Below are 8,029 nucleotides of genomic sequence, written 5' to 3'. Positions count from 1 at the left end.
GGTCTGGGCTGGTGATGGTGCGGGCGATCTGCTCGGCTCGCTCGGGGTCACCGGCCGTGGCCACCGCCCCGGCCACCCCGCTCAGCGCCTGCGCCCGCCGGTCCGGGTCGGTGAGGGCTCGGGCGAGTGCTTCAGCCCGGTTGGGCTGGCCGAGGGTGGCCCACACGGCGGGAAGGCCGGTGGGGATGCGGGAGTTGCGGGATTCGAGTTGGCCGCGGTGGTGGGACAGTCTGGCCAGGGCGTACAGGTCCGGTTGCGGGCAGCCCAGGAGCAGGTCTTGGCAGGTTTTGATCTCGGTGAGGGCGGCGGTGTCGCCGCCGGACAGGTCGAGCATCCGGTCGTGGCGTGCCGGGTCGATGGCCAGGGCGGCCAGGCGGTCGGTGTCGCCGGTGGTGGCCAGCATGCGGGGGTAGCCGGTCAGCAGGTATTCGGGGGTGTGCGCCGGCCACGGCGGCAGGCCGTCGTTGGGTGTGCGGTAGCTGTCGGCCCAGGTGTGCAACCGGTCCCGGTAGCGGGCCAGGCGGTCCTGGCCGAGGTAGCGGACGGCGGCGTTGTGCAGTTCCTCGTGGCCGAGCAGGTACACCTGCTGCCGGCCGTCCGGCGCCCAGGCGGCGAGCCGGCGGGTGAAGGTGCGCCCGGCCACGGTGTGCAGGATCTCCTCGACGGTCACCAGTTCCGCCCCGGTCAGCTCACGCAGGTCGGGGCCGGACAGTCCGCCGCGGGCTGCGGTCAGCAGGCCCAGCAGATCCTGCTCGACGGGGCTGCCGGTGAGCAGGCGTTTGAGTTCGGACTGGCCGAGGCGTTGCAGATCCCGGGCACGCGGGGAGTCGCCGAGCAGGCGGATGATCCCCGGGTCGCGCAGCGGATGCCAGTCGGGCACGTCGTCGGGGACCGGCGGGTTGGGCCGGCCGGCGACGATGACCCGCATCCCGGCCGGCGGGCGGCCGGGCAGCAGCCCGGCGATGCTGTGCGCACCCGGCCCGGTGGTCACGCCACGGTCCTCGTCCAGCCCGTCCACGATCAGTACCAGCCGGCCACCCGCGCTCTGACACGCCTCCGCGGCCGATGCGAGCAGGTCCAGCAGCGCCGCTTCCCCGGCGGCCTCATCACCGCCGGCCGGCAGGTCCAGGCGCAGCAGTGCACACAGCTGCTCCGTCAGCGCGGTGGTGAACGCCTCCCGCGTGTCCTGCGAGGCCAGCCGGGCGGTGACGAAAAACGACACCAGCCGCACCCCGCCGGCAGCGAGCCGGCCGGGCGGGTTGAGCACGAAGGTGGACAGCAGCGCGGACTTCCCCGCCCACGGCCCGGCCCGCCACCACACGTAGGGACCGCGGTGCTCATCCAGGCAGAAGCCGGCCAGCTCGGCCAGCTCGGCGTCCCGGCCCAGCAACTCCGGCGGGGCGATCCGCTCCACCTGCCGCCGGTACGCCGAGCGCACCGGCCGCGGCACGGCAGACGCCCCGTACCGGTTGACCGTGACGTTCCCGGCGACATACCCGAAGCTGGTCCCGCCGCCCTCCTCGCCGGCATGCCCAGAGAGCGGACCGGCCGAACCATCAGGTGACCGCGGCGTTACGGTACCGGCCATGCCACCGGATACTCCGGGTGCGGTCAGGGGCGTGACCGGCCCGGCCCGGTAGGGTCCGGCCGCTGCCCGCCCGCAGGACCGCGGTCCAGGTGCACATCCCCGGCGACCTGCCCGAACGCGATCCCGTCACCGCTGGCCTGGGCGTGGGCGTCTCCGGTGAACACCGCCGACCCGGCGCCGGCCACCACCGAGATGCCGCCGGCCTGCTCAGCGGCCTGCAACCGGGTCACCAGTTCGGTGACCGCCTGGCCGAACTCGTCGTCTTTGCGCGCTGCGGCAGTGACCGCCAATTCCACCTGCTGACGGGTCAGCTCGCTGACCTGCCCGTCATCGGTGGCGGCCTCCTCGGCCAGATCATCCAGGGCGGGATGCGCGCCGAGCTTGGCGGCCACCGCCGTGTGCAGCTTGTCCAGCCCGGCATCAATGACCGCATCAGCCTCGGCATCCAGGCCGCCGGCCGCTCGACGGGCCTTGCGTACCGCCCACGCGATCACATACCCGGCCACTAACCCGGCCTCGATCACCATGCGACCTTCCCCCTGTAACTGTCATCCCGCTTACCACGCATGGCCAGCCCTACCCACCACACGGGCGGACGCTGCCGTCCGCCTGGCGTATTTCATCGACCGGCACGAACACGAACCCCGGTCAACCCGGGGCCGCACGTATCACTATCAATACCGGGCCACGCTGCAGGAGAAGGCGGGAATCTCCGAACTGTCCCCATCCCAGGAAGATCGCGCTAAGACACCCCCGCCCCCGAGGGCGCCGCCGGGGCCGTCCCGCCAGTCCGGGCTATTCCTGCTTGGCGCCGGGGTCGCGCAGGGGCCGAAGTACGTCGGCGCCGTGGGAACGGACGATCGGATAGCGGCCGTGGAAATTGATGTGATCATGGATCAGCGGGGAGAGGCGGGAGCGGATCTCCGGGGAGACGGTCAGCCCGCCGGCCTCCAGCTCCCTGACGGCTGCGTCCACGTAGAGGCTGTTCCAGAAGACAACGGCATTGATCGCCATGCCCAGCGCCCCGAACTGGTTCTCCATCCCCTCCCGGTAGGCGTGGCGGACCTCGCCCAGGCGGCCGAAGAACATCGCGCGGCCCAGCGCGTGGCGGCCCTCGCCGATGTTCAGCTGCACGCCGATCATCCTGCGGTACACCTCGGAGTCGATGAACTGCAACAGGTGCAGGGTCTTGAAGATGCGACCGTAGGCGGCGAAAGCGTCGCCCAGGCCGGTCATCCGGTCGCCGTTGTTCATCATCCGCAGCAGGTCGTACGCCCGCACCGTGCCGGCGGTCAGGGAACCGGCGACGCGGAGCATGTCTTCCCAGTGGTCGCGTACCCGGGCCGCCTGGATCCGCTGACGCGAGACCGGCTCCAGCGGTCCGTAGTCCGCGGACATGTCGAAGCGCCACAGCCTGGCGTCGGAGATGTCCGCGATGCGCGGGGAGAACTGGTAGCCGCAGATCGCGAACAGCCCGAACACCAGGTCGCTGACGGACCCGGTGTCCGTGATGATCATCTCCGGGCGGGCCGGGCCGTCCAGGTTGAAGACCGCGTCCAGGATGCCCAGCGAGTCGCGCAGGGTGCCCGGCACGACGATCCCGCCCAGGCCCATGAAGCTGTCCGAGACCACGTTCAACCAGGTCATTCCGTGCCCGGTCGAGAAATATTTGGGGTTGGGCCGGGTATCAGCGCGGTGAGCACCTCCAGCCGGTCCCGTCGCGTGCGGGCGTCCTCCTACGGCAGAAGCGATGGCGCCGTCACTTCGTCTCACCCCAAACCGTGCGCAGGGCGGCGTCGAAGACCGGGTCGTGGACATCGACGTGTCCGTAGACCTCATCCACCACCGCGGCCGACGCCCAGCCGCCGGCGTCCCGGGCGATCAACGTGTTGCCGTCGGCGGCATCGAGAACCGCGGACGTGAACGAGTGCCGGAAGGCATGGGGTTTCACGACCACGAGTCCGGCGCGCTTCCCGGCCCGGCCGAGCATCCGCCGGGCCCCGACCAGCGCCCACGGCTGTCCGGCATGCTCGTCTCGACCCGTCGCTGCAACTCCACCTCCAGCGCCACCGTCGACCCGCACAGCTCTACGTCCACGCTTGAGGCATTGAGCGGTTTCAGTTGAGCACCGATCGGGTGACGGGGTGGTGTGGGTTCGGGGTGCGCAACGGGCAGGGCTCCCGTGTCGTTGAGGGAGGTGTTCAACGTCTCGACTCAGCAGCACAGGAGCCCTGTTGGTTCCGTATCCTGCCGCACTCGACCTACCCCATACGCTGGTCGAGTGGGTCACCATGCGCATCGTCACCCGCGAGGGTGACCGGCACTGCAAACTCCCGCCGCACCGCCGTGCGCTGGTCGCACTCGTGTACCTGCGCCGCCACGACACCCTTGCCCGTATCGCCGCGGCCTTCGGGATATCCGTCGGGACCGCCCACGCCTACGTCACCGCGGTCACCAGACTGCTCGCCGAGCAGGCGCCGGGCCTGCTGAAGACGCTGCGCGCACACCCGGACTTCGTCCTCCTGGACGGCACGCTCGCAGAGTGCGACCGCGTCGGCGACGGCAGGGCCGACTACTCCTCGAAACACAAGAGGCACGGGGTGAACGTGCAGGTCGTCACGGACCCGGCCGGCGAGATCCTGTGGCTGTCGCCGGCCCTGCCGGGCCGGACCCACGACCTGACGGCCGCCCGCACCCACAAGATCCTCCGGATCTGCGCGCGCCAGGGCGTCCCGATCCTCGCCGACATGGCCTACATCGGAGCGGGCGACTGGGTCACCACCGCCAAGCGCCGCCCGCCAGGCGGTGAACTCACCCCTACCGAACGGACCACGAACCGAGCCCTGTCCGCAGCCCGGGCACCCGTCGAACGCGCCATGGCCCGGCTGAAGTCCTGCAGATCTTCCGCAGATCCCGCATCAGCCCCAACCGCATGGGCGTCATCGCCAAAGCAGTCCTCACCCTGGAGAGACAACGCCGAAAAGGCTCAGTGGCCACACTGAAAAGGCTCACTGAGCAACTCAGTTCCCGCGCAAGGTGGCAAGAATATCGAAGGCTCTGCGTGCGTTCCGGCCATAAATAATGGTCAAACCTATCACTCCGCCTACCCCGATGAGGTAGGTCTTCGCCTCGTCGGGGAGCGCCGTGAAGGAGATTCCTACCGCAGTGCCACCGCATATGCAAGCGGCAGCAATTATACGCAAGGGTTCGCGATCAGCAACCGGCTCCAGCCCTTGTAGATCTGCATCGTCAAGCAGTTGCCCTATCCGCCCGCCTATGTAATTCTCGGATATGCGGAGAACTAGCTCTGCAAGGTTCGGGAGGGCGGATTCAGGAGCGCTGTCGATCTTCCCTTCTGCTGCCCTCAATGCAGCCACCACCAAGCCTGCGTGACGTTTCAGTATTCGGCGTCGGTGAGAACGGAATGGCACGGCGCCGCGCGTCCGGTGGGCCCTTCGTACTGCGCGCGCAACCTCGTCCAGTCTGGTCGACATGGCAAGCAGTCGTGCGGGGCGTCTCTCTGTGGAAGCGGTAGCGGCTCTCGCGCAGGACTCTATGGAAGCAGCAAATATCGCCAGCGGTCGGTATCGCTGATGCATTGCTAAAGCGGAGACCGCTGCTCTTGGATTCTTTCGTAGTACGTAAGCATACCCAAGCGGCGCAAATGGCCCGGCCACTGGGGCCGCTATCTGTGCGACGCCTATTAATGAGATCAAGATCGCAAATGGAAAAAGGAGGCCGATGTAGATACCTGCGAGTCCGGTTGGCAGGCCGTGGAACTGCTTCCAGGAGTCCCGGTAGAAGCCAACTAAGGAAGGGTCTGCATGTGGTTTGAAATATTCCTCTGGGTCCGTGAAGAGAGTGCGCCGTAGAGTCGACACGAAAAATACCCAGTAGAGCACTTTCAAGGCTCGTACTTTGGGCTCTGCCCAAAGCCAGCGCCGGTAGGCAACTCGGAAGGCGCTTGACACCCGTTGATTGGTTCCCAGTCGCGCCAGTGATCCATCGATCGACGACAAGGCGCCGTCTGCTTTGAGCCGCCGGTTCATTCTTGCAACATCTCGGCGGCGCCACACGATGGCGCGCATTGCGCCCACGGTCCTGCCGTAGCGCGACGGTGGCCGTGCGGGCCGGTTCTCCTCGGTCTGGTCGGGGCCGTGTGGCATGATCATCTGTCCTCTACGTCAGTTCGACTTATGCGGGCCACATCGAACCAGCGGGTCACAGCGCTGAGCAGGTCATCCAAAGAAATCAGGCTGTCTTCACTCCGCCCCTCGCAGGTCGCCTGCCTCCCGCTGTGTCGATGTCAATGAACCTTTCAGGGCGACCACCGATCGGGTGACCTTGGCTCGGTGAACCGGTGGTCCGCAACGCACGAGGCTCCCGGACGGTTGAGGGAGGTGTTCGAAGTCTCAACCCATCGGCGCAGGAGCCTCGTTGGTTCCCTACCCTGCCGCACTCGACCTGCCGCACGCCCTGGTCGAGCAGGTCACGATGCTCATCGTCACTCGCGAGGGCGATCGACGGTGCAAACTCCCGCCGCACCAACGCGCGCTCGTCGCGCTGGTGTACCTGCGCATGCACGACACCCTGGCCCGGATCGCAGCCGGCTTCGGTATATCCGTCGGGACCGCCCATGCCTACGTAACGGGCGTCGCCGGCCTGCTCGCCGCCCGCGCCTCGGGGCTGCTGAAGACCCTGCGCGAACACGACCCCGACTTCCTCTTGCTCGATGGGACGCTCGCCGAGTGCGACTGTGTCTGCGACAGCCGCGCGGACTACTCGGCCAAGCACCGCCACCACGGCGTGAAAGTCTAGGTGCTCACCGATCCGGCGGGCACGGTGCTGTGGATCTCGCCCGCCCTGCCGGGAGGCACCCACGACCTGACCGCTGCCACCCGGGTGCGGGCGGCGTCGAGGTCGATAGCGGTGTGTGCGATCACGTCTTCCAGATCGGCGATTTCTGACTTGAGTGACCTGATCTCCACATTTGCTCGGCGCCGGCGTTGGTCGTCATCAACGGCTTGGAAGCAGACGTAGCAGGCGTCTTGGCCGTGGTCGCGATGAGGGTCGACCCGCTGTTCGCAGGCCGGGCACAACCGCACGGGTAGGGCGTCGAAGATCTCAACGGATTTAACGAGACGCTCCATCCGTGTCACCTCGGAGGCGACCGCCTGTGCAGAATGGGCATGCTCGCTGAAGAGCTGTTCGAGCCCCACGACCTCGTTGACTGCTTTCTGCAGCCGCTGCGAGACTCCTTCGTAGGTACTCGTCAAGGAGACGTCGTAACCAGCGGTTGTCCTGGAACTGGCGTCGCCTTGCAAGATGGCGTTGATCTCGGCTGTGAGTTCCTGACGCCGTAGGCGGACCCTGTCGAGCTGAGTCATCACCTCTCCACGGGCAGCGACCACCTGGTCGATAGTGCGGGCGACGCGGATGCTGAGCCGCTCCGAGATAGCCGTCACCGCCTGCAGCGAGCTGTCCTGCACCTCTCGCTCCACGGCCTGGGCTTCGGCAAGGCGCCTTTTGGCCTGGGCAACAGCGAAGTCTTTGGTGTCGTAGCGCGTGCGGGCGAAGCCGAGGAAAATGCCCACGACGCCGCGGCGGATAAACTCCTGCTCCTTGTTGGCGAAGCTCGTCCAGGACTCTTCATTGCGATAGAAATGCCGCAACAGACTGCGGAAGGACAGAGGAGTCAGTTCGCTGGCTGTTGCCGGATTGAGGCCCTTGGGGATCCGCAGATTGGGCCAGCTCAGTTCGCGAAGGATCCAGTCGGAGAAGTCGGAGTCCGTCAGCTCGTCCCCGTCGACGTACACCTTGTTCATCCGCCCAGGCTGCAGGAGGCGCTTTACAGTGCGGGCCTGCCCGTTGAGCCGTACGGTTGTGGAGACCTCGACGTGTTCGTCGGCCACTGCCGCCCCGAGGGCATCGATCATTCCGCTGCGGTCGCCGAGGCAGTAGTCGGTGACCTTCAATGTCGTCGTCTTGGAGCTGTTGCGGACGCCGCTGAGGATGTTGAGCTTGCCTGTTTCGAAGACGTATTCATCGATCTCAGCGGAGGTGTGGATGAGACGGACGGAGTCGATCCTGATCCCAGGGCGATTGCAAAGTCTGATGATCTTGGATTGGTGCTGGTCAGTTGAGTCCGAGGAGGGTCAGTGGCCGCTCGAAGGGGCGGAGGGACATCTCGCGGAGTCCGGCGGCGATGTTGGTGTGGCCGGCGGCACGGAGCTGGTTGATGGCGAAGCTGCGGAGGGTGGCCATGTTCTCCGGTCCGTGTCCGGTGCGGACCTTGGAGGCGTCCTCGTGGGAGGCGGTGTCCCGCACAAAGTGCAGTCGGTTTTCGATCACCCACTGTGACCTCACGACCTTCGCGATGCGCTCGGGAGTGGCCTGGCGGCTGGTCAGGTCGGTGATGACGTAGACGGTCTCGCGAGTGCG

5 protein-coding genes and 3 pseudogenes are annotated in these 8,029 nt (G+C 67.1%); 4 read left to right on the top strand and 4 right to left on the bottom strand.

All coding sequences use genetic code 11. The features are described 5' to 3' along the window. From BUE44_RS37705 to BUE44_RS35235, 3 genes are all read right to left on the bottom strand, one after another. Positions 1 to 1,588 (bottom strand): P-loop domain-containing protein (locus tag BUE44_RS37705; protein WP_456049222.1); only part of this gene is annotated, 1,588 nt, incomplete at its 3' end. A gap of 23 nt (positions 1,589 to 1,611) precedes the next feature. Then, a complete protein-coding gene (locus BUE44_RS35240; RefSeq protein WP_073503090.1) occupies positions 1,612 to 2,115 on the bottom strand; it encodes a chromosome partitioning protein in 504 nt (167 codons plus the stop codon). 268 nt (positions 2,116 to 2,383) lie between these two features. Further along, positions 2,384 to 3,406: a Tn3 family transposase gene (locus tag BUE44_RS35235; protein ID WP_265737197.1), complete on the bottom strand. Its 1,023-nt coding sequence runs from the start codon at positions 3,404 to 3,406 to the stop codon at positions 2,384 to 2,386. Here BUE44_RS35235 and BUE44_RS39460 point away from each other — a divergent pair. From BUE44_RS39460 to BUE44_RS37300, 4 genes and pseudogenes are all read left to right on the top strand, one after another. Then, positions 3,399 to 3,713, top strand: a complete 315-nt coding sequence (locus tag BUE44_RS39460; RefSeq protein WP_265737196.1) for a hypothetical protein — start codon at positions 3,399 to 3,401, stop codon at positions 3,711 to 3,713. The two genes, BUE44_RS35235 and BUE44_RS39460, sit on opposite strands and share 8 nt — an antisense overlap. 109 nt (positions 3,714 to 3,822) lie before the next feature. Continuing rightward, positions 3,823 to 4,565 (top strand): annotated as a pseudogene (locus tag BUE44_RS35225) (transposase); the annotation flags it as partial. 1,460 nt (positions 4,566 to 6,025) lie between these two features. Beyond that, a pseudogene (locus BUE44_RS35215) lies at positions 6,026 to 6,565 on the top strand (transposase family protein); the annotation flags it as partial. A gap of 920 nt (positions 6,566 to 7,485) precedes the next feature. After that, positions 7,486 to 7,731, top strand: a complete 246-nt coding sequence (locus BUE44_RS37300; protein ID WP_143172671.1) for a hypothetical protein — start codon at positions 7,486 to 7,488, stop codon at positions 7,729 to 7,731. On the opposite strand, the pseudogene BUE44_RS35205 reads toward BUE44_RS37300, so the two are convergent. Then, positions 7,724 to 8,029, bottom strand: a pseudogene (locus BUE44_RS35205) (ISAs1 family transposase); the annotation flags it as partial. The gene BUE44_RS37300 and the pseudogene BUE44_RS35205 sit on opposite strands and share 8 nt — an antisense overlap.

This window comes from Actinacidiphila paucisporea (assembly GCF_900142575.1).
Lineage (GTDB): Bacteria > Actinomycetota > Actinomycetes > Streptomycetales > Streptomycetaceae > Actinacidiphila > Actinacidiphila paucisporea.
This window is presented reverse-complemented; position numbering and strand designations above follow the sequence as displayed.